The 23,268-nt window shown below is 34.1% G+C and carries 15 protein-coding genes; 5 read left to right on the top strand and 10 right to left on the bottom strand.

Translation table 11 applies throughout. From position 1 onward, the window contains the following. Positions 1-114: 114 nt before the first annotated feature. The 5 genes from LA20249_RS05360 to LA20249_RS05380 form a co-directional block, all read right to left on the bottom strand. Positions 115-1,890 (bottom strand): beta-N-acetylglucosaminidase domain-containing protein, encoded by a 1,776-nt coding sequence (locus tag LA20249_RS05360; RefSeq protein ID WP_057736749.1) that lies wholly within the window; start codon positions 1,888-1,890, stop codon positions 115-117. Between the two features lie 61 nt (positions 1,891-1,951). Beyond that, a complete protein-coding gene (locus LA20249_RS05365; RefSeq protein ID WP_057736746.1) occupies positions 1,952-2,809 on the bottom strand; it encodes a helix-turn-helix domain-containing protein in 858 nt (285 codons plus the stop codon). A 16-nt stretch (positions 2,810-2,825) separates the two neighbouring features. Beyond that, positions 2,826-3,935, bottom strand: a complete 1,110-nt coding sequence (locus tag LA20249_RS05370) for an ABC transporter ATP-binding protein (RefSeq protein WP_057736744.1) — start codon at positions 3,933-3,935, stop codon at positions 2,826-2,828. A 125-nt stretch (positions 3,936-4,060) separates the two neighbouring features. After that, positions 4,061-6,757 (bottom strand): alpha-mannosidase, encoded by a 2,697-nt coding sequence (locus tag LA20249_RS05375; RefSeq protein ID WP_057736742.1) that lies wholly within the window; start codon positions 6,755-6,757, stop codon positions 4,061-4,063. A gap of 12 nt (positions 6,758-6,769) precedes the next feature. Next, positions 6,770-8,062, bottom strand: coding sequence for a glycoside hydrolase family 125 protein (locus LA20249_RS05380; protein ID WP_371861841.1), 1,293 nt, complete (start codon positions 8,060-8,062; stop codon positions 6,770-6,772). Between the two features lie 122 nt (positions 8,063-8,184). Between LA20249_RS05380 and LA20249_RS05385 the strand changes: the two genes are divergently transcribed. The 3 genes from LA20249_RS05385 to LA20249_RS05395 all read left to right on the top strand — a co-directional run bounded on the left by LA20249_RS05385 (position 8,185) and on the right by LA20249_RS05395 (position 12,556). Beyond that, positions 8,185-9,222, top strand: coding sequence for a GntR family transcriptional regulator (locus LA20249_RS05385; RefSeq protein ID WP_057736740.1), 1,038 nt, complete (start codon positions 8,185-8,187; stop codon positions 9,220-9,222). A 14-nt stretch (positions 9,223-9,236) separates the two neighbouring features. Beyond that, positions 9,237-11,387 carry a GH92 family glycosyl hydrolase gene (locus tag LA20249_RS05390; RefSeq protein ID WP_057736737.1) on the top strand — a complete coding sequence of 717 codons (2,151 nt, stop codon included), beginning with the start codon at positions 9,237-9,239 and terminating at the stop codon, positions 11,385-11,387. 140 nt (positions 11,388-11,527) lie between these two features. After that, positions 11,528-12,556, top strand: coding sequence for a MucBP domain-containing protein (locus tag LA20249_RS05395; protein ID WP_057736735.1), 1,029 nt, complete (start codon positions 11,528-11,530; stop codon positions 12,554-12,556). 105 nt (positions 12,557-12,661) lie between these two features. Here LA20249_RS05395 and LA20249_RS05400 read toward each other — a convergent pair whose 3' ends face one another. Genes LA20249_RS05400 through LA20249_RS05410 form a run of 3 tightly spaced genes read right to left on the bottom strand, consistent with a single transcriptional unit; the run spans position 12,662 to position 16,971 of the window. Further along, positions 12,662-13,897 (bottom strand): L-lactate MFS transporter, encoded by a 1,236-nt coding sequence (locus LA20249_RS05400; protein WP_057736733.1) that lies wholly within the window; start codon positions 13,895-13,897, stop codon positions 12,662-12,664. 30 nt (positions 13,898-13,927) lie between these two features. Beyond that, the gene (locus LA20249_RS05405; protein ID WP_057736731.1) at positions 13,928-16,348 is read right to left on the bottom strand and encodes a flavocytochrome c; all 2,421 of its coding nucleotides are present in this window, start codon (positions 16,346-16,348) and stop codon (positions 13,928-13,930) included. Between the two features lie 2 nt (positions 16,349-16,350). Continuing rightward, positions 16,351-16,971 (bottom strand): NADPH-dependent FMN reductase, encoded by a 621-nt coding sequence (locus LA20249_RS05410; protein ID WP_057736730.1) that lies wholly within the window; start codon positions 16,969-16,971, stop codon positions 16,351-16,353. Between the two features lie 223 nt (positions 16,972-17,194). Here LA20249_RS05410 and LA20249_RS05415 point away from each other — a divergent pair, with 223 nt between their 5' ends. Further along, positions 17,195-18,142: a LysR family transcriptional regulator gene (locus LA20249_RS05415; protein ID WP_057736728.1), complete on the top strand. Its 948-nt coding sequence runs from the start codon at positions 17,195-17,197 to the stop codon at positions 18,140-18,142. 77 nt (positions 18,143-18,219) lie between these two features. Here LA20249_RS05415 and LA20249_RS05420 read toward each other — a convergent pair whose 3' ends face one another. Both LA20249_RS05420 and rpoN read right to left on the bottom strand, forming a co-directional pair. Next, positions 18,220-19,152, bottom strand: coding sequence for an AEC family transporter (locus LA20249_RS05420; protein WP_057736726.1), 933 nt, complete (start codon positions 19,150-19,152; stop codon positions 18,220-18,222). Positions 19,153-19,304: 152 nt separating this feature from the next. After that, positions 19,305-20,588, bottom strand: a complete 1,284-nt coding sequence (gene rpoN / locus LA20249_RS05425; protein WP_057736723.1) for an RNA polymerase factor sigma-54 — start codon at positions 20,586-20,588, stop codon at positions 19,305-19,307. 430 nt (positions 20,589-21,018) lie between these two features. On the opposite strand from rpoN, the gene LA20249_RS05430 reads away from it, so the two are divergent. Then, positions 21,019-23,163, top strand: coding sequence for an MSCRAMM family protein (locus tag LA20249_RS05430; protein WP_158294588.1), 2,145 nt, complete (start codon positions 21,019-21,021; stop codon positions 23,161-23,163). The last annotated feature ends 105 nt before the right edge of the window (positions 23,164-23,268 follow it).

Raw genomic sequence — 23,268 nt, forward strand, 5'->3', positions numbered from 1 at the left:
GCGCTTACATTGTTGACTAAATAAGTTACAAACTAGAGATTTGGTATACATATTCTAGTTCTTATCAAAAAAGCCTCTCAAATGATATATCATTTGAGAGGCTTTTTTTGATTTCTATTTATTCGCTATTGTTAGAATTCTCTTTAAAAATGGGGCCAGACTCTGTGAACCAAATTCAGCCCTCTTAACTTCCTTAAGATAATTAAAAGTATGCGTTTTTGATTCCTGATAAATCTCTTCAGCACTATTAAGAAATTCACGATTATTAGTTATCAAATAATCACAAACTAATTCCAATGACTGCATTTGATCAATTGCATTATCTATCCACGGTAACATTTCGTTACGAAGATTAGTTTGACCATAGTTTTTAAAATATAAAGCATCGTACTTAATTTTACTAAATTCAGACTTAAGCTTTAATATTTCTTCTCTTGTAGTCGTCTGTTCATCAAAGTTTTTAAGAAATTCTTGTAGTTTAGGATCTAATTTTGGTGATTCAAGATTTAAATCGGGCATAGCCCCATTAAATTGCATATGTTGTGATAGATTCTCTAAGGCTTTAGAACCTTTGGATGATTCAAATGTATGATTTTCAACAAAATTAAAAGCATTATGTTCAACGATACTTCTTATACGATCATTATTCCAAAGGTGCCATGAATAAGCGGCATTAACAAAAATAGCTGTTTTAGATGCTTCAGCATGCATCATAGGGTTTAACATAATACCGTATATTTTATGACTATCAACATTATTCTTCAAATAATGCTTAGCACCACCCATAATTAAATTATTACGCGATCCATCATTGACTGGCCAATTAATCCACATTTGCACTGAATGGTACTCTGAACCCTTCAAAGTAAGATTTTCTTTTAAAGTATCTAAAAACTCATTTGAAACAACACCAAAAGTTTTTCCACCAGTAACAACTAAATGAACATTATTTGGTAAACCATGATTTAACTCCTGTAAATCATAATGCCCACCATCCTCATCACCATTAGAATAATAATAATAAGGGACGAAAATCATATCTGTAGTTATATCAGGATAATTCTTTTTACGTTTCTTTAAAAAATTTGAAAGATCTTTCATCAATTTAATATAATCATTATCTCCGTGTTCAGGCCAAGGAGCATCATCAGCTAGAATCCCAAACTCCCTAACTCCAATCAACATTAATTGATCAAACTTCTTTTCAATAATCCTCAAATCACTAATGTAATTCCGATCGAATCTGATTGGATCGTGCATAAAGGGATGAATCGTCCAAACAAATTTTGTTTTGGTTTCATTTCCCACTCTAGCTAACTTCTCAATGTCTGTTAAACGATTCTTAGGGTATAACTCACGCCATTTCTCATTATGATATGGATCATCTTTCGGAGCAAAAACATATTGATTCATTTTCAACTCACTACCAAACCGCATTAAGTCAATTCTTTCTTCATCTGTCCATGGATTACCATAATATCCTTCGATAAAACCACGTCTCTTAACATCTGAAAAATCTTGAATAACTAATTGATGCACACACAGTTTTTCCGACTGACTTAAGATCTGCTCAAGTGTCGCCAAACCATAAAAAACAGCATTTGTATCATCGCCCAATAATTGAATCTTAGATTCAGTAATAATTAATCTATAACCATCATAATGTTTTGATGGATGCTTGGATATTTTGACAATCAGATTACTCATTTCAACACTAATCTGAGTATTATCGACGTAATTAATTTCAAATTTCTTAAGAAGATTCATTATTCGATTTTTAGTATACCGATCTAAATTTTTATCAATTATTAAATTGACCTGAGGCAATAAGGAAATAGTCCCTTCGTCATAAATTATATCTTGTGGAATTGGGAATAATTTATACTCCATTTTTCATTTCTCCCTCAAAAAAGGTTGGACAAAACTGTTTGTTTTGACCAACCTTCACTTTTTACTTAAGTAATAAGAAACATAGAACTAAATCATTACGATCTTTCAAATCAAAATCGGTCTGCTCATGAAATTTCTCCATGCGATACAGCAACGTATTTCGATGTAAAAATAATTCTTTCGACGTTTTTGCTAAATTGGAATCACATTTATAAAGCATATTAATCATCTGAGTTGTCTTTGCATCAATATTTATCCTTTTTTTGAGTGATTTGAACATATCTGTATTTTTTAAATTCTGTTCAATTAAGAAATCCAGAATAACGGTAGACAAATTATTAACATTATCTTTCATTTCTAAAGATTTATGAAATAATTGTCGTTCCATATCAAATATATTAGGAAGTTTCGCATCCACCGGCCAAAACTGTCCCACATAAACGTGACTCTTAGTATAGAAATCAGAATCGATTAATTGGATCATTCTCTGGACTTCGAGCTTGTCCATATTACTTTTAGTTTCCTTTTCAATCAATATTCCAGTATATTTATTAATCCAAAAACTATCCACTACATCATCAAATGTATCTTTGAATACATTCAACCATTCATTTGCTCGATTATCGGATTCTAATTTTTGAACCTCAAACTGAATAACACGTACGTTTATTTTTTCGTTCGGAACCTTATCATTCTCATGTATTAAAAAACTCCACCAAGGATTACTAACGGATTTATTGTCATTTTTTTGACTAATTAATGACAAAAGAAATTTTTCTTTACTACTTAATTGATCCTTACGAATCACAATCCATTGTCCTGATATCAAAAAATTATAATCATTGGGGTCAGAACTGGGTTCAAAGGCTTCTTGCGCGTCTGGGTACAATTCTAATAATTTAGCAATACTTCCAAGCATACTTCAACCACCTATTTTAACGAATTGCGTTTGTAGTCTTTTCATCGAAGAAATGTGCTTTGTTTAAATCAAATGTCAAATGAACTGTATCACCTGGTTTGTGATAGTCACGAGCATCAACAATTGCAACAAACTCTGTACCATCAACCTTAGAATAAAGCATTGATGTAGCACCTAACAATTCAGAAACCACAACCTTACTTTCAACTGTTGCTTCTGGGAAGGTCTCTTCCATGGCACCTTCAGCATGAATATCTTCTGGACGAACACCCAAGGTAACATCCTTATCATCATAACCAGCATCATCAAGAACCTTTGAACGACCTTCTGGAAGTTTAAGTTTTAGTCCTTCTCTATCTGTTACAATACCATCTTTATAATGAACATCAAAGAAGTTCATTGAAGGTGATCCAATAAATCCAGCGACAAATCTGTTCTTTGGTGATTCATAGACTTCTTTAGGAGTCCCAATTTGTTGAACTTCACCCATTGACATAACGACAATTCTATCAGCCATTGTCATTGCTTCAGTTTGATCATGGGTTACATAAATTGTTGTCGTATGTAACTCTTGATGCAATCTTGCAATTTCAGCACGCATGCTAACACGAAGTTTAGCATCCAAGTTTGATAGAGGTTCATCCATTAAGAAAATAGGAGCATCACGAACGATAGCTCTTCCTAAAGCAACACGTTGTCTTTGACCACCTGACAATGCAGCAGGTTTTCTATCAAGATAATCAGTCAAACCTAAAACTTTAGCAGCATAGTCAACCTTCTCTTTGATTTTATCCTTATCATACTTACGTAATTTCAATCCAAAGGCCATATTGTCAAATACTGTCATATGTGGATACAAAGCATAATTTTGGAAAACCATGGCAATATTACGATCTTTAGGCGCTGTATCATTTTCATATTTACCATCAATAATTAACTCACCTTTAGTAATATCCTCTAGTCCAGCAATCATACGCAAAGTTGTTGATTTACCACAACCTGAAGGCCCAACGAAAACGATAAATTCCTTATCCTTTACATGTAAGTCAAAATCGGATACAGCATAATTATCCTCTTCAGCATTAGCATATCTTTTATAAATGTGATTTAAATCAATTTCTACCATAATTAAAACCTCTCAAACATTTAGTTATTAGTCTATCCTTACTTGATGTACTCATTGTATTTTAAAAGCGCTTACATTGAAATTACAAAATAACTAAAAACCACCATCATTTTTGTACACTTTTACTAAAAACTAAATTTATAGGTTTTAATTTCAGCAGGCTCTAACATATTCAAACTTTTAGTTGGATAATCTTCCTCAATAAAATTAACGGTTTTAGCTTTACTCAAAATATTACTATCAACAGAAGATTCATTCTGAGTTAAATTATAGCCTCGCAAAATATTACCACTACTATTTTCAGCCTGCTTCAAACTAGTCACAGCAAAACTATCCGATTTAAGCGTCATAAATGCAGATTCTGGCTTTCTTTTACCAGTATGAATACTTGTTTGAATACTTTGAATAGACACTTGGTTTGTTTTGGCCTGCTGATAAGTTTCAGTTTGACTCATAATTGATTGGTCATGAAAGGCAATACTATATTCAAAAGTAAATTTACCAAGACATTGAGCATCTGGTGTTCCAAAATAACCCCAGTCCCCCATTTCTCCAACACTACAAAGCAATGTAAGAGCAATTGTATTATTATCTGGCAATATCTCATATTCATTCAAACCAAGATTACCGATCGTAACACCACCCTGATCATCACAAATATTAACGAAATTTTGTTGATGTTGTGGATTCGTTGGATTTTTCCATGAGTCACTAACATGATTAGAACGTTTAACCGTTTCAAAAATAGAATCTGCTGAATTGTAATTGCTCTTCAAATTAGTTCTAAATAGGACTCGCATCCGATGATCCTTCATCTGATTATTAAAGCTGGTCTTAAACTTCAATTGATCTGCATTCTTGGACAAAGTGATTACCGTTGTTATTGTCAATGGAACTAATTTATCAGAACGTTTAGCTTTTCTTTGAGTTATATCGATTACGGCTTGACGTTCATATTCTAGGCGAGCATCAGCAGATTCAGGAAGCATCATTGTTTGTTGTATTTGAATTTTAGCCCCTAAAAAGTTGTTTTGTAAAACTTTGATTTTAGCCTGAATATCTGATGACAAAACAGTTTTCTGATCTACTGATTGACGATAAATATATTCATTTCCAATATCACCTGTATCTTCAAAAATTAACTGATTATCGTATTCTCGATTGGTTTTCTTATCTAAAATATTTAAACTACCATTATCTTTAATAGAAACCCTGAGCCAATTGTTCTCTAAAATGCGTTCATCAGCATCATAGTATTGTTTTACTTCCGGCTTTCTAATTTGATTCGTCTTGCTCAAAGCTAGAACCTTCCATGAAAATGCAGGCATAGCTGTAAGATTTAATTGAATAGTAATATATAGAGCCATGTAAGGGATTCTAAATTTATCTTTTGGCAAATCATATCCAAATCGAACATCAGAACTGACAAAATCAAATGGTACTTCTCGTCCAGTTTGATCAATTACTTTAAATTCTGATAAATCATTTTGAGCTTGTTTCATAGCCTCATATTGATCTTCTGGTTTACCATCGGCAAATAGAGCTCTTTCCCATTCAATCTCAACAGTCTTCATTTCAGTTTTTTCATGACCATTAGTATTGACCAAAATAAAAGGCTTACTATCTTGAGGAAATTTAGATGTATTAATCTGATTTGCTAAAGTAGCAATAGCATCTCTAGCCACAAATTTACCAACCTCTTTGGCCTTAGCAAAACGTGTCATCATTTCACGATGAACATCATCAACTGAACAGCCACAAATACTATCATGCGGATTATTCTGTAAAAGCATTTTCCAAGCATAACGCAATTGATCATGTGGATAATCCGTTGTTCCGTTATAGGCCATAGTTGACAATGGCTCGGCAATATTTTCTAATTCTCTTTCTACTTTGGTATTTTCCTGCTTCAAGTAAACTCTAGAAGATGAAGTATTAGCCAAAGTATACCAACCATCGGTTTCTTGACTCGTCAATTCACCATTTATTTTTCCTAAATCTTTAGGAATACTCTTTGAAACTGCTTGTAAGTAATCATCAAAGTTAGAATGAATAAATTCATAATCTGGGTAAAGTTCTTGGGCAACATCTAAAGCTTGAATTACATTCTTTTGTACTGGTTGATGGTCGACACCATTCATCATTAACAAATTATCGGTCGAAGCATATTTCTCAGCATCAGCTAGCTTTTCATCCCAAAATTTCTTAGCCTCAGCTTTATCAATTGGAATTTCATTACCATTGCTATACCAATTAGCAAATAACACACTTAATACTTTAGAATTGTCCGGTCCTTGCCACCACATTTCTGAATATTGTGAAGTATATTTTTCATTATCAAAGACCTGATTATTCAAGCCTGTCGGTTTTACCCCACGTCCAAAGGCCGCATACTTCAAATCTGCTAATTTCAACATTTGAGGGGTTTGACCCATATTTCCAAAAGTATCGGGGAAATATCCTAGATTAACACGATTTCCCCATTTCTTTGACTCCTGATTTCCAATCAACATATCTCGAACATTTGCTTCTGGACTGATTAGGAAATCATCTTGCAAAATATAAAAAGGTCCAATTCTTAATTTACCTTCTTGAACTCTTTTCTCTACTTCACTTCGTCGTTCTGGTCGTACTTTCAAATAATCATCAAGAATAATTGTTTGACCATCAAGATGAAAACTATTAAATCTTGGTTCTTTATTAAAAAGATCCAATAAATCATCCATCAGTTTAACTAGACGCATATGATGTTGTTCATAAGCCATATACCATTCGCGATCCCAATGACTATGTGAAATAACGAAAACTTTTTTTTTACCCATAATTTTCTCCATCTATTCTTTAATTTGATAATCAAAATAATTTAAAAATAATTCACAGTACATCATGTTAGCCCATGAAAACCACTCACGAGTATATTTACTAGGATCATTTACATTGAATCCTTCATGCATCATATTAGTTCCATTAGTCGTTGCAACCATATTATTCAATAACCTGGCTTTTTCGGCTTTATCAGCTTGTGTTAATCCCTGAATTGCCAAAGCAATATGCCAGATATAATCCTTTGGTGTATGAGGACTACCTAGGCCCTTACCATATTTTCCAGAAAAATAATAAGGATTTTCAGAACTTAAAATAGTTTTACGCGTATTCAAATACTTTTGATCATCCATCGTTGTGTAGTGCAAATACGGTGCACTCAATAAATTGGGTACATTCCCATCATCCATGATTAGAAAATGACCTAACCCATCAGTCTCATAAGCATAGATTTTTTCACCTGCTTGATTAGTGGTTGTCCCATATTTTTCAATACCAGCTCTAACCTCAGTTTGAATTTTTTTTGCTTGTTGAACAATAGTTGAATTATTTAAAACGCTACTGAACAATTCCTGAATATAATCCAGAATTAAAACTGCAAACATATTGGCCGGTATCAAATATCCGTAGACACAGGCATCATCGCTTGGTCTAAAGCCTGACCAAATCATTCCTGTTTCAGAAACGGGTGACCCAAATCCATTATTTACCAAAGTATCCTCTGGACGATCCTCATCCCGTTCAAAACGATACTTAGATTTAGTCGTGTGATATTGCTCAACTTCAAAAACATCAAGTAGCTTTTTAATTCCACTGACGAAACTATCATCAAATTGATCAATTCGTCCTGTATTCTTATAGAGTAAGTAAGCTAGCTGTACCGGAAAACACAGTGAATCAATTTCAAATTTACGCTCCCAAATCCAAGGCGTCATTGTTGTATGATCCTTATGATGTCCAGCATTATTAGCTTCACTATTAAAAGCATTAGCATATGGATCATGATTCATATTGAAAAACTGCCGCTTAATTACACCGCGAATAAAATCAGATACCTCAGGGATTTTTTGTGCCATTACCAAATATGGCCTAACCTGGCAAGTTGAATCTCTCTGCCACATCGCTGGAATATCACCAGTTAAAATAAAATTATCATCAGCGGCAATTTTCTTAACAGTCGTTTCTAGAGTATTTGCATAAGTTACATTAAATACTTTGGCCCAATCAACATGTTCGGCACCAGCCTTTTTAGTAACGTTTACCATAAATTGCTTTATTTCAGGTGAAATCGTGTGTTTAATCAAATTCTAGTCCTCCAATTGATATATTATTTGCCACATAAGTATAATGCAAACGTTTACAAAAAACTAGTATCTTTTTTTTAAAATATGCTATATTATGTACATACAGAAAGGAACAATAGCTAATGGAACCTAAATACAAGTTGATATATCAAACATTAAAAAATAATATTTTAAATCAAAAATATTCAGTTGGGGATAAATTACCAAGTGAGAATCAATTGGCTCAAGATTATAAGGTAAGCCGAATCACCTCTAAACGTGCTTTGAGTGAATTAGAAAACGATGACCTTGTGACTCGTCAAGCTGGCATTGGTACTATTGTTAAAAAGAGAACACTTGGTGCTATTCCCAAATCCGAGATAATTTTTGTGATTCCCTTCGCAAATAATACTGAGTTTGGCGATTATACTAGTGGAATTCTCCAAATATTCAATGAGGCAAATGGCTTTCAACTAACTACCATCAATAACCATGCATTTCGTGATTTGCCACTGGACCGTCTTCGTTCAGCTAAGGGCATAATTTACTACGTTGAATCCATTCATCTAGAATTACCAACTATTACAAAATTATATTTAAACAATATTCCAATCATTCTTTTAGATAAGTCCTTTGAAGATCTGCCTATCCCCTGTGTTACCTCTGATAATTTTGCTGGAGGATCTTTAGCAACTAAAGAATTACTCAAGTATAATCATAAAAACCTTACTTACTTAACAAGTAAAGATAGTTTAAATGAAGCTTCTGTTCGCTCCCGTTATTTTGGCTTTTTATCCATTTTAAGAAGAGAAAAAATTTTGCCAGCAATTTTACAAACGGATTTCTCAGACAATAATATCAATCAATTAATCGAGAATATCAAATCAGGCAGAATCGATGGCATAGTGGCTGAGAATGATATTATCGCTATTAAATTAATGAACGAATTACGTAATCATGGTATTAAAATTCCGCAACAACTTTCCATTATTGGATTTGATAACATTCAAGCTTCTAAATTGAGCTATCCAGCGTTAACAACTATTAATCAAGATTTTGTTTCCTTAGGAAAAACTGCAGCTACTATTTTATTAAAATTGATTCAGTCCCCTGACATTGATCCTCAACAACGTACGACAATTCCCGTTAAATTAATTAAACGGCAATCGATTAAAATATAGGAGCAAATAATCTCATGTTAGTCAATCAAATTGATACTAGGCAAGGAACCAACAGTACTCCCGAATTTTCACACGGTAATACTCTGCCGTATACTGGTATTCCTTTTGGAATGAATTATTTTATTCCACAAACAACCTTCGACAATACATCCTGGTCCTTTTCACCAATGTCACACCAATTTGCTGGTATAAAAATAACCCACCAACCCAGTCCTTGGATTGGTGACTTCTCTGATTTCATTGTGTCAGCAATTACAGGTGATATAGATTTGAAAGCAGACGTTACTAATCAGATGGGATCTTATCGTCCAGACGCCGCCACCTTTAACCCTCATTATTTATCTATTTACGATCAACGCTATGAAACAAAAACTCAAGTAGCTCCTACAACTTATGGTGCTCTTCTCAAATATACTTTCGATGAAATTAATCCCAAAATCATCATCCACATCCCCAAGAATGGTTCTTTTATTCTCAATGAAAATAAAAATGAAATAAAATTACTTATTAAGAATTATGATTCCCATTTTAACGACGACTTTAAATCATATGCTTCTTTAAAATTTAGCAATAAATTTATTTCAACTTTAATAACTCATCAGGATAATCCAAAATATGATTCCATGATTCTGTCCTTTAATAACATCGATGAACTATTAATAAGATTAGCTACTTCCTTCATTAGTTATGATCAAGCGCATTTTGCGTTAAAACGTTTGACAAATTTAAATTTTGAAAGCGCAAAAAAAACTGCACAAGAAACTTGGCAGTATTATTTAGACTTAATTAGTGTATCTGACTACAATACGATTAAAATGTCCACTTTTTATCATTGTCTTTATCGAACTTTTTTATTTCCACAAAGATGTTTTGAATTGGATTCTAATAATAATCCAATTCATTATGATTTATATAACGATAAAGTAAAAAAAGGCTACCTTTATATGAACAACGGTTTCTGGGATACTAGTAAAACAGTTTATCCATTATTTGCAATTCTAATTCCAAAAGAATATCACCAGATGCTTTTAGGCTTTTACAATAGTTATTTGGAAAGTGGTTATCTACCAAAATGGCTTGCTCCTGATGAACGAGGCATGATGCCTGGAACTTTAATTGATGCAGTGATTGCTGATGCGGCAATTAAAGGAATTCTAACTAAATCAGAAATCAGAAATTTTCTTAAAGCCATGCTAAAAAGTGCCAATCAAGAGAGTCATGACACTCGATTGGGTCGAATGGGAATGAAAGATTTCAATAATTATGGATACTTGCCATCTGATAAATATTCTGAATCCGTTAATCAAACTCTAGACTATGCCTATAGTGATTTTTGTATTTCGCAAGTTGCCAAATTGCTTTATGAAGATAAAATAGCTCAAAAATACTCTCATTCCGCTTTAAACTATCAAAACCTTTTCGATCCTAAGACTGGTTTAATGCGTCCCAAAGATAGTTCTGGCAATTTCAAATCAGATTTTAATGCAATTCGTTGGGGAACTGATTATACAGAGGGAAGCTCCTGGCAAAATAGTTTTTCTGTCTATCATGATATAAACGGTTTAAAAAAGCTCTATCAAAATCCGAATTTCATACAAACACTTTTAAAATTAAGTAATCAAAAGCCAGCTTTTAAAGTTGGTGGATATGGTTTTCAAATTCACGAAATGACTGAAATGGTCGCAATTGATTTTGGACAAATTGCCATTTCTAATCAACCTAGCTTTCATTTACCATATTTATTCGAATATACTGATCATCCAGAATACACAGAATTATTAATTAAACAGTTAGTCAATCAATTTGACGATACAATGAATGGATTCCCCGGTGATGAAGATAATGGTTCAATGTCAGCTTGGTTCATCTTTTCTTGTCTAGGTTTTTACCCAGTATGTCCAGGTAGTGATGAATATGTTTTTGGTATTCCGATTTTCAACAAAGCAACTATTCATTTACCTAATGGCAAACAATTTAACATTAAGACTAATCGTAACTGTCCTCAAAATCAGTTCGTTCAAAAACGAATGCTTAATGATCAGCCATTAAAAAGTCGGTCATTGAAATATGTACAAATAATTAACGGTGGTAACTTAGATACCGAACTTTGTCTTCTTCCATATTCAAAAGAAAATATAGAATTACCATTTTCATTAAGCAATTAATGAAAAGAGTAAGGAAATTTAATAATTTCTTTACTCTTTTTTATGCTTCTTTTAATTATCCTTAAGATACTATCAGAAAGGCAAAGAGCCTTTTTCTTCTATGTTAGAATTACAATAATTTAACGTTAGAAGGGAATTTTATGGGAAAGAAGCATATACATCAACATTTTTCCCATAACGGGGAAAAAACAACTATGGAAAATGACGTACTCTCACCTAAAATAAAAAAAATTGCACGTGATGATGTTGAGATTAAGATTCACTATGTTGACTCATTGGGCAAAGACATCATTAAGCCAGCTACAATTAAGGGACACTATTTGGATAAATTAGATATTCCTTGGCAAGAAATACCGGGATATGTTTTGTCATCCGTTACTAATTTCCAACAAACTTTCATTCCGAATGATGACGGGATTTACTTGGTTTATGCTAGTCAATTGTCAGCTCCAGTTATTGTTTATCATCGAAACACCAATGGTAATTTGATTGCTGATCCTCAATACTTAGAAGGTGAGTTGAATCAGAAATTCAACTCTAAACCACTGGAAGAAGCCAATCATTTTCTCGTACATGCACCTAAACATGCAAAAGGACAATTCACAGATAAAGTCCAGGAACAAGAATATATCTATAACGTTTTGCCTATTAAGGATGTTAAGATCAAGGATAATTTATATATTGAGGTACGTGACAATGTTGATGTCTTTAGTAAACCAACTAGCAAAGTTCCTCTAGACAAAGAGTTACCCTATGGAACAACTTGGAAAGTCTATCGAGCTGTTGAAGAAACTTATAATCATACAATTTGGTATAATCTCGGTGGTAATACTTGGGTTCCAAGTGGCAAAAAAATATCCACTCAACTCATTAACCGTATTTCACCCAGTCAAGAAGTGCTTAACAGTCCACTTGACGAAACTGCCAGCAATATCAGCTACACTTATTCAGTAATTGATAATATGACCGTCAATCGTTCTGTCAAAATACTTTATTATTCAGATCAATACATTACCGCTTGGAAAACTCCTTACGGTGACATGGATAACCAAAGATATCGTGGCGATCAAACTGTTTTAGTTAAAAAATTGGTTCAACTAGATAACTATAGTGTTTGGGCTCAATTAGATGATGGTTACTATGTTGAAAGCAAGTATTTAAATCTATAATCTACAAAATCTGTAAACTCTATTATTTAGAGTTTACAGATTTTTTGTTCTACGCAAAAAAAGATCATACTGATAATATTTTCTCAGCACAATCTTTTACGACAACTAAGCAATTCCTTCCATATTTTGTTGCTTAGTCATTTTCTTTTTCATCTGAAGATAAATAAAGTTAGTAACCAATCCTATCAAAGCAACTGCAATTGCAACATAAAACGCCTTGCTAAAGTTACCACCATTAGCGTTTGCCATATTGACAGCTATTTTAGGAGCAATGAATGCCGCAGCAGAATATCCTACGAAAACAATTCCGTAATTAGTCCCCTGATTTTTAGGACCAAAGTTTTCCATGACTAAAGGTGGGAAGACTCCCATCACTCCACCGAAACATAGTCCTAAAACAATGATTCCTAATGCAAATCCAATTTGTGAATGTAGTGTTACTAATACAATAAAAGCTAGGATAATAACACTTAGAATAATATTCAAAGTTGAGTTACGCCCTAATTTATCAGAAACACTGCCCCAGATCACTCTCCCTGCACAATTGCTTAAGGAATATAAACTAACATAAAAGGCTGCCGTTGTTGCCGACAATTTGAACATTTGTTGTCCAATCACTGAAGCATTTGAAGCAATCATCAAGCCTGAGAATGCACCAGTTAAAAGCATCATGAAAATTAAATAAAAATAAGGTGAACGAAGCATTGCTAACCAATTCTTATTGACCACTTTGCTTCCATTCTTAGTTTGCGGAGTCCAACCAGTGGGTTTGAAATTAACCGGAGCTTCTTTAATAAAGAAGCTAGCAATTAAGACTACCACTAAGTAAATAATTCCTAACATTCTAAAAGCGTACAAAACATTTTGAGTTTCAATAAAATAATTTCCGATTGGAGCCGCAATAATCGCAGCACCACCCATACCAGCAGTGATGATTCCTGATGCCAGCCCCTTTTTGTCAGGAAACAATTTGATTGTATTACTCAAACAACCAGAATACGCTAGTCCTTGTCCTAAGCCACCGATCAAACCATAAGTCAGATATAGCATTGCTGGACTAGTCACGATTCCAGTTAGGAAAAAGCCTAATCCAAAGAGAATTCCTCCAATTGTGATCGACCACTTAGACAATCCTTTATCGGTCAAAAAACCACCTAGAATCATCGGTATCGGGCTAATAGCTGAATTAATAGTGAAGGCTAACATTATCTCAGCCATACTCCATCCTTTAGTTGCACTCAATGGTCCTGCAAAAACACTGAATGCATAAACTGCACCTGTGCATAACAGAATTGCAGTTGAAGCAATTAAAACTTGCCATCTATTCATTGACTTATTCATGATTTAACCACCCTTTATAGTACTTTCAGATTACATATCTTTCAAAGCATTATTTGCGGCAATACGTCCGAATGTAAAAATATCACTTAATGAATTACCACCAAGGCGATTACCGGCATGAATTCCTCCAGCAACTTCACCGGCCGCATATAATCCTGTAATAATTTTTCCATCTTGATTAATTACATGAGCATCTGTATCAATTTTCAAACCACCCATCGTGTGATGAACCGCGGGTTTTCTAGGTGTTGCATAAAATGGTGCAGTTTGAACTTTCAAATCAAAAGCGTTCTTGTGAAATTCAGGATCCTCTCCTTGATCAACATAAGAATTGTAGTCATTGATAGTCTTAACAAATACTTTCGGATCCATTCCAATTTGTTTAGCTAAACCTTCTAAAGTATCATCACGATACAAAGTACCCTGTTCAACCTGTTTATCAATTTGATTCTGACTAGTATTGTAAGCTGTCTTTTTAATTTCATCATCAGCTATCAAATAGAATAAGCTTCCATTATCAATAGCAGCCTTCGTTAATTCATCACGACTGCCATATTCATTAACGAAACGTTTTCCTTTTTGATTGACCATGACATAGTTCTGAGGTGGAACTTGTAGTCCACTGAAGAGTTCGCCCGTTTGTGGATCAGACACCGGCATCATCTGTGAGAATCCCATACCTACCAATTCTGCTCCTGCACTTTGACCTAGACGGATACCATCCCCTGTAATAGCTGGAGAATTAGTTGTCATAATATCGTCATCGATATTGGACCAATAAGTGTTGTACTCTTTGAGCATCTTAGTGTTAGCGCCAAAGCCACCAGAAGCTAGGACAATTGCTTTAGCATGAACTATCACTTTTTTACCGTCAGAACTTTTGGCGATGATTCCTTTGACTTGTCCATCTTCAATTATTAGTTGTTTAACGGCAGTATCGGTAATGATTTTTCCATCATGTGCTTCAAGGAACTTCTTTAAAGCTTCAATAAAGGCAAATCCTTGACTGCCTAATGGTTTATGTCCTCGTCTCCACAATGCTCCAACTGGCATTGTCACTTGAGTCTTATCAAATTTAACACCGACATCTTCCAGCCATTTGACTGATTCTAAAGCATGATCGGTCAATTCTTTAACTAAATCATATTGTCCATAAATTTTATTTCCATTTAAATCAACTCTTTTACCACCCAGATAAGTCTGAATCCGGTGTAAAAGCTTTGAATCAAAAAGATAAGCTTTTTTATCTTCATTTTCCTTTAAATATTCATTAATTTGTTTTTTCAAAGCACGAAAATCAGTTAAATATTCTTGATCGATTGTTTCTTCATCAATTTCCGTAATTTCTTTTAAGGTATGACGTTCCCCAGGAATCTCTTCAAATTTATTCTGCCATTTGGGGTCAGAGGCATTCATTGGTCCACCAGCACGTACGGTATTTCCACCAACAGCAGGAAATTTTTCAATGACAATTGCTTTTTTCCCTTGTTGAATAGTTCTAGTTGCAGCGGTAAGTCCGGCCCCACCAGCACCGACTACAGCAACGTCGGTATTATACTCGATAACATTTTGCTTATTAGGTCCACTGGCTCTCTTACGTTTTTTCAAATCATCTGGGTTAGCGCCGGCCAATTTGACTGCCTTGGCAACACCATCGATCACACCATTACTAGTTATTGAGGCACCAGCTACGACATCAACGTTTAAAGTTTGTCCATCAATGATTTCCTGTGGTACACGTTTGAATGCAACGTCAGCAATTCCTTGAGTTTCACTAGAAGTATCAATATCAATTTTTTCAATCCGATCATCTGATAAAGTAACTTCCATTGGTAAATCGCCATTATGGCCCACCGCAGTGACCTTAAAGGTTCCGGGTGTATAAGAAATATCTTCTGGAATATTCATTTGAGCAATAATATCAGCAAATTTCATGAATTTGGCAAAACAACTATCCAGAAAACTGATTGTCCGTTCTGAATTAAGATTGCCATTTTCATCAAAGGCCTCTTGAGCTCTACCCAACAAGAATTCTGAACCTGGCATGACACTGGCATTGACTCCAGGTGCATCTAAAATTTGACGTAAATGCAATTGAGCTCTGGACGATCCTTGGATACTGTATGAAGCACCAACAATCATAACTGGTTTCCCATCTAGGGGATGTAAATTAAACGAAAGCCACTCGATAATACTCTTTAAAGCAGCTGGAATTGAATGATTGTGTTCGGGTGTTGCAATGATTACTCCATCAGATGCTTCGATTTTTTGATTAAACTCTTGAATAATCTCACTCTTAGATTGATCTTGTGATTCATTAAACATTGGAACATCTTTCAATTCAAGAATTTCAATTTCAGCTTTATCCATAAAGTGCTTCTGCATGAACTGCAATAACATGCGATTATATGATTTCTTGGCATTTGTACCAACGATTCCAATAAATTTCATTATTACATGTCCTCCCCATTTGCAACTTGATCCCAAGAAAATTGTTTATTCTTTTCAAAGAATTTATCATCGGTCATCAACTTCTGGGTTAACTGTACGAAAGAAATAAATTCATCAAAGTCTTGGTCCAGCTCTTGAACTTTTTCTTTGTAAACTAATTGACCGTCATCATCAAAAGCCTGCAATGATCTACCCAGCAAAAATTCAACATTAGGCATAATCAAAGCTTTTAATTCTGGAGCCTCCAGAATTTGACGCAAATGACCTTGTGCTCTGGAAGTACCCAACGAACCATTTGAAGCACCTATAATCATTACTGGTTTATTGATTAATGGACGTGTAGTGTAAGAAAGCCATTCAATGGTATTTTTCAATACTGCTGGAATTGAATGATCATACTCCGGTGTTGCAAAGATTACCCCATCACTGTTAGCGATTTTCTTTGACAACTCTTGGACAGATTCTGGGGCCTTTTTATCCTCAGGTTCATCAAAAACAGGAATATCCGCAATTTCACAAATTTCTAATTCTACTTTTTTACCATAATGTTGCTTCATATACTGCAATAAACGACGATTGGTTGATTCTAAAGAATTAGTTCCTACGATTCCAACTAATTTCATAACATCCTCCTCTTCAAAATGTGTAAAGAAACACAATTGGTTTCTTAAATTAATTTTTTTAGTTAGATTGCAAAAATGATACTATTAATAGTAATTATTAATTACTGAATTCAGTTTGTGCATTTTTTAACTATGAGTTCAGTTTAAAGTGTAGGATCTAATTTGTGAAATATTTATTTAATTATGATGTCATAGATAAATCGTTATAAGTCAGGAGTAGATTATGCCAAAAATAGATTCTTTAAATATGTTGCGTTTCTTGGATATGTTATTGAAGCACGGAAATTATACTAAGGCTGCTAAAGACTTATATATTTCACAGCCTTATTTAACACAGACAATTCAAAAAGTTGAAAGTGAATTAGGAATTGAAATTATTAATCGCAAGGTTTCACCTTTACAATTGACCGACGCTGGTAGAATTTATTATCAATATCTCAATTCCTTGGAAACTGAAAAAAGTAATTTTCAAAAACAAATAATCCAATATTCCTCTCCTCAAAAAACAGTCCTTAAAATTGGAGTTCTTTCCAGTCTTGGAACATATTTATTACCCATCTTTTTAAATCAATACTTAGCCAAGCACCCTCAAGTAAATATTGAATTACAAGAGGATATCCCTGAAATTAATGAGAAAAAAGTTCTTACTGGTGACATCGATTTTCTTCTTGGACAAAATCCTGAAACCATCTCTCCACATTTAACCGTCCGCAACCAAGGGACCCATGGATACTTCGCCATCATCCCTAAAACTTCCCAATTTTTTCGTAAAGGTGTCAATTCTTTAGAGCCCAATTCAGTTTCTTTGAAAAAGCTCCTCCAAGAAAAACTAGTTCTTACCACACATGGTTCTGCCATTCGTCAGCAAGTCGATTATTTATTGCAACGATACAAAATCACTCCCAATGTCATTTTAGAAAGCAACAATATCTTCACGACTTCTAAACTAGCAACTAGTGGTTTAGGTGTCACTTTTCTACCTGAAAGCGTCTATATCCACCCAAATGCTAACGAGTTTAATATTTATCCTTTACCACAAAGCATCATCTCTCTTGATTACTTCATCGCTTACCAAGCGAATCGTACTCTTACCCAAGTTGAAAAAGATTTAGTTGATTCGTTTCTAGTGAATTTACGAACAAGTATCGATCAAGATCCTACTCTACTGTGATGTAAAAAAAACCGATATAGCAACCATTATCAAAAATGATTGTCATATCGGTTTTTTTATTATTTAAATTCATATTCCTATAAAATAGTTCCTAAAGCAAAGACCAAAGGAATGGTTATCAAGCACAAGATAGTTGATAAACTCATCACTGAGATTGCCGGTGCAGCATCCCCGTGAGCTTGCAAAGTGAAAAGTACAACTAAACCTGCTACTGGACAGGCTGCCATGACAATCGTCGTATAAAAAGCAATCCCAGTTACTCCAATAATTTTCAATAAGAAAATACTAATTATCGGGAAAATTAAATTACGTAATAAAATCGTCAATCCAATCTCTTTATTCAACATATCCTTCGTAAATTTGATATTGGCCAAACTATTACCAATAACAATCATCGACAATGGTGTATTTATCGAACCAACATATTTAATCACTTGATTAGGCATATTAGGAATTCTTATTGAAAAGGCAAATATAAAAATACCTAAAACAATTGCAATAATGTTGGGATTCAACAATACTTGTCGCCAACTAATTTTTTCAGATGTCCCATTTTTAGTATCTTTGAACAAAGATACTCCCTGTGTCCAACTAAAAATATTAAATCCAGCCAACGATACAACTGCAAAAAAGACCCCCTTGGAACCAAATAAGGAACTGATTAAGGGAATTCCCATAAAACCAGCATTAGAATAAATACTGCCGTACTGAGTGATTCTCTTTAGATTCTCATTTTTTAATCTTCCAAAAATTAATTTAACCACAATAATTTCAATTACATAAAGTACTACAACACCGATAGCAGCTAAAATAAATTGCCTAATGCGTGATTGCGAATATGGTTGTTCAAAAGCATTGATAATTAGACACGGTGAAACAATGTATAATAAAACATTTGTTAAGTCACTTGAAGTTTGCGAATGCATGAATTTCAATTTATTTATTAAAATACCCACTAGCATTAAACAAAACATCAAAGCAATTTGATTGATCAATTGCCCAATATTCATATCTCTATCTTCCTCCAGTAATACTTTAACCAATTTTCTGGGGTAAAACAAAATTTTTTTGAGATATGAGTCTAGTTGGCACACTAAAATATCTATATAACCAAAAAACGTGAGGAACATATTCCTCACGTTTTATATTCTAAAAAGTTTCACTAAATTCTTCTTCGACTTGTTGATGGAAATCCTAATTCTTCTCGATATTTAGCCACTGTTCGACGAGCAATTTTCAAACCATCACCAATCAACAAATCAGAAATCTTTTGATCACTCAAGGGTTTACTTGAATTTTCACTTTCCAAAAGATTCTTGATTTTTTTCTTCACTTGATCAACTGATTGTTCCTTTTCACCTACTGTAACTTTGCTGCGACGTGAGAAGAAGCTCTTCAATTCAAAAATTCCAAAATCTGTTTGAATATATTTACCATTGACGGTCCGACTGACAGTAGACTCACTCAATCTCAATTTTTGAGCGACATCTCGAATTAATAATGGTTTTAGAGCTTTTGAATTTTGCATAAAGAATTGATATTGAGCATTGACGATACATTTCCCAATAATTGAAATAGTTTCAATTCGACGTTCCAAATTATATTCCAAAGTTCTATATTGACTATATTTTTCACGAATATACTGTTTAACATCAATATCAGTCGATTTTTCTAAGCGATCATAGGTCTCCTCTGCAAAAACAATTTGTGGTTGACCATATTTAGTTACTGACAAACTCAATTTATCTTTATTCTTTTTGACTCGCAATTCTGGGACGACATACTGTTCACCTTGAGAGGTATATCTTTGACCAGGATTAGCGGTTAATGACTGGATAAAATCAACATCCTTTTGTAACTTCTCGTTCGACAATTTCAATTTTCGACGTAATTGTTTCCATTCATGTTTAACAAAAATATCAAAATTATCACTCAACATCGACATAATTTCTGGATCAGCATGCTCAGCCTCAGCTTGTAGATACAAACATTCTTGTAAGTCTCTGGCTCCAATCCCTGGAGGATCCAATTGATGCAGCAATGTTTTAGCATCTAGTAACATTATTGGTGTTACCTCTTCCAGTTCATGCAAAATTTCTTTATCTGATAGTGTCAAATATCCATTAGGATTCAACTGTTCAATTAAATAAATCACTAAATCCCTCAACGTTGTTTTACGCATGGTCAATTGTACCTGATCTAATAAATACTCAAACAACGACTGTTGATTATCTCTTATTTGATAAGAAGTTTGATTACTATTCTCAATAAAGGGCATGTCCAAATCAATATGAACATCAAAGAGTGGATTCTCTAAACTCTGTTCATTCAAATAATCTGCCAAATCAATTGCATCCGATTGTAAAACTAAAATTGATTGGCGCATTCCTTGGGTTAACGACAAACCTTGAACCTGTTTTTGGTTAAGGCTTTGTTTCAATTCCATCAGATTCACTCCCCTTCAAAATTATAATTATATAGCCAAAATGTAATTCACTAATATGATAACTACTATAATGATAGCGCTTTTTTAGAAATTTGTATTTAACCTTAAGAAATTTATTTTTCTATCAATTTCCTCTCAAAATCTGTAGATCATCAAATAATTACAATATTCATTATTCAATTATTTAGAATTTTGAAATTGGTATATCCACGCATTGCCGATGTGTATAGTTTGTTCGATAAATGGTCTTAATTATTTACTACTAATATAAAGCATTTTATACTCTATTTGTAAAAAAGGATTTGTTCTATTCGCAATAAGTTAAATCTAACTGAAAGGAGAATAACTCATTGTATTTTTTACATTACTTATACTAACGAGCTGTTCAGATTTTCAAATCTAACAGACTCTTTCATTGGAGATGCTTAAAATGAAAAAATCATATCTATACACGTACTTGGTTGGATTAGTTTTAGCATTCTTGCTTATTTTTATGCCGCCTCAATTTTCTGCTCAAGCTGCAACGGCATCAAATAATTCAGCTTCTGTAACAACTACTACAACTACAAGAGCAATTGAAGGAATCACTGGTCTAGAAAGTAATGACGCAACAGTTACCGATATGAAAGGTAATGCCGTCAATCCTTCTGACGACCTCTATTCATGGTTGAATTTCAATGTCAATTATAATTGGAGTATCCCTGACAATGTTCAGATCAAAGACGGTGATACAACTTCATTTGAACTTCCAAATGGGTTAGTCGCTTCTGGTGACTTATCATTTCCTATCTATAACTCAAGTGGCACAGCAATTGGTACAGGAACTATTAAGAATGGTTCTTCAACCGGTACAATCACATTCAATAACGTCCTAGAGAACACATCGTTGAATCGGAAAGGTACTCTACACTTAATTGCCAAAGGTACCCAAACCAATACCAACAACGATGGACAAAATTGGATGTTTAACAAAGTTGGCTGGGTCGGTGGCTACGATCAAAATGGCGTTCCAAATGAATTAACTTGGAATATTGCCTTCAATCCTAACGAACACGACTTAAGTGGTGTTACTATCACTGATACACTTGGAGCTAACCAAACATATATCCCCGGTAGCTTGACAGCTATTGGTGGATCATATGAAAATGGTGGCTTCGTAAGTAACGGCGTTCAATTACACCCAACAGTCACTGCTAAAGGCAATACTGTTACAATTACATTCCCTGACAAGGTTTCGACCGCTGTCGATATTTATTATAAAGTTAAAGTAACACCTAATCCTGACGGTACAACTACTTGGTCTAATAATGCCACAATGGCTTCCAGCGAAGGAAACTACAATGTTGGCTCCGAAACTTCTTGGGGTGGCAGTGATACAGGCGACGGCAATGAAGTCGGCAGTATCAATTTAAAGAAAACCGACTCCATTACTGGAAAAGCCTTACCTGGCGCAGAATATAAATTAGTTGATAGTACTGGCAATGTCTTAATGACTAACGTTACTACTAATTCAGATGGTATAATCAACATCAAGAATTTGCTATTAGGTACTTATACTATGACTGAGGTCAAGGCTCCTGCTGGTTATCATTTGAATCCTGATCCAATTACTTTTACCATTCCAGATAATGGCAATTTAAATTTGAATCTAACTCAAACTAATGAGCCAATCGGTGAAGGCAATGTTGTTTTGACCAAATCAGATTCCAAAGTCAATAAGCTTTTACCCGATGCTATTTACGACCTCTTAGATGGTCAAGGTAATATTATCCAAAGCAACTTAACGACTGATGAAAATGGTCAGATCAAAGTAACTAATCTTGCTGTTGGGTCATATTCATTTGTTGAAACAAAGGCCCCCGAAGGTTATGAATTAAATAGTGATCCCATCAAGTTCGAAATCACTAGAGATAAGACTACTCAAGTTGAGGCAACTAATGATGAGACTCCAAAAGAGCCTGATACACCAATCACCCCACCTGATGTAACTCCTAATGAACCTGACGAACCTGATGAACCTAACGAACCTAATGAACCTAACGAACCTAACGAACCTAATGAACCTAATGAACCTAATGAACCTAATGAACCTAATGAACCTAATGAACCTAATGAACCTAATGAACCTAACGAACCTAACGAACCAGAGAATCCTGGTGTAACGAATCCTGTTGAACCCGAAATCCCTGGCGTAACAAATCCTGTTAAACCTGAAGTTCCTGGCGTAACAAATCCTAGTGAACCTGAAATTCCTGGTACAACGAATCCTATTGAACCCGAAGTTCCTAGTACAACGAATCCTAACGAATCTGAATCTCCAAATAATTCAGAAGTTCCTAATGTAACAACTCCAGATACTGGTGATATTACTACTAATGAAGTACTTCCACCTATGAATTCAGGCAGCGGTACTAGTGGCAATGTTGGTTCAACTACAAACAATGAACCTGATACCGATCAAAAGGGCACCTTCCCTCAGACTGGTAACGAAGGCGGATTATTCATGTTAATTCTTGGATTATTTATTACCTTAGGCATAGTTCTAAAATATATTATCAAGAAATTTAGCTTTTAATTAGGATTTCCATTAGAATCCTCTATTAGGTTTTAATGCATAAATAAAAACACTCAATTCCGTTTTATGAATTGAGTGTTTTTTCTGTAAAAAATTATCCAATAA

The sequence above is a fragment of the Companilactobacillus alimentarius DSM 20249 genome, assembly GCF_002849895.1.
GTDB classification, from domain to species: Bacteria; Bacillota; Bacilli; order Lactobacillales; family Lactobacillaceae; genus Companilactobacillus; species Companilactobacillus alimentarius.

Excerpts from the sequence above, each read along its gene's own strand:
- LA20249_RS05360 (WP_057736749.1), bottom strand. The coding sequence starts at position 1,890 with ATGGAGTATAAATTATTCCCAATTCCACAAGATATAATTTATGACGAA.
- LA20249_RS05365 (WP_057736746.1), bottom strand. The coding sequence starts at position 2,809 with ATGCTTGGAAGTATTGCTAAATTATTAGAATTGTACCCAGACGCGCAA.
- LA20249_RS05370 (WP_057736744.1), bottom strand. The coding sequence starts at position 3,935 with ATGGTAGAAATTGATTTAAATCACATTTATAAAAGATATGCTAATGCT.
- LA20249_RS05375 (WP_057736742.1), bottom strand. The coding sequence starts at position 6,757 with ATGGGTAAAAAAAAAGTTTTCGTTATTTCACATAGTCATTGGGATCGC.
- LA20249_RS05385 (WP_057736740.1), top strand. The coding sequence starts at position 8,185 with ATGGAACCTAAATACAAGTTGATATATCAAACATTAAAAAATAATATT.
- LA20249_RS05390 (WP_057736737.1), top strand. The coding sequence starts at position 9,237 with ATGTTAGTCAATCAAATTGATACTAGGCAAGGAACCAACAGTACTCCC.
- LA20249_RS05395 (WP_057736735.1), top strand. The coding sequence starts at position 11,528 with ATGGGAAAGAAGCATATACATCAACATTTTTCCCATAACGGGGAAAAA.
- LA20249_RS05400 (WP_057736733.1), bottom strand. The coding sequence starts at position 13,897 with ATGAATAAGTCAATGAATAGATGGCAAGTTTTAATTGCTTCAACTGCA.
- LA20249_RS05405 (WP_057736731.1), bottom strand. The coding sequence starts at position 16,348 with ATGAAATTTATTGGAATCGTTGGTACAAATGCCAAGAAATCATATAAT.
- LA20249_RS05410 (WP_057736730.1), bottom strand. The coding sequence starts at position 16,971 with ATGAAATTAGTTGGAATCGTAGGAACTAATTCTTTAGAATCAACCAAT.
- LA20249_RS05415 (WP_057736728.1), top strand. The coding sequence starts at position 17,195 with ATGCCAAAAATAGATTCTTTAAATATGTTGCGTTTCTTGGATATGTTA.
- LA20249_RS05420 (WP_057736726.1), bottom strand. The coding sequence starts at position 19,152 with ATGAATATTGGGCAATTGATCAATCAAATTGCTTTGATGTTTTGTTTA.
- rpoN (WP_057736723.1), bottom strand. The coding sequence starts at position 20,588 with ATGGAATTGAAACAAAGCCTTAACCAAAAACAGGTTCAAGGTTTGTCG.
- LA20249_RS05430 (WP_158294588.1), top strand. The coding sequence starts at position 21,019 with ATGAAAAAATCATATCTATACACGTACTTGGTTGGATTAGTTTTAGCA.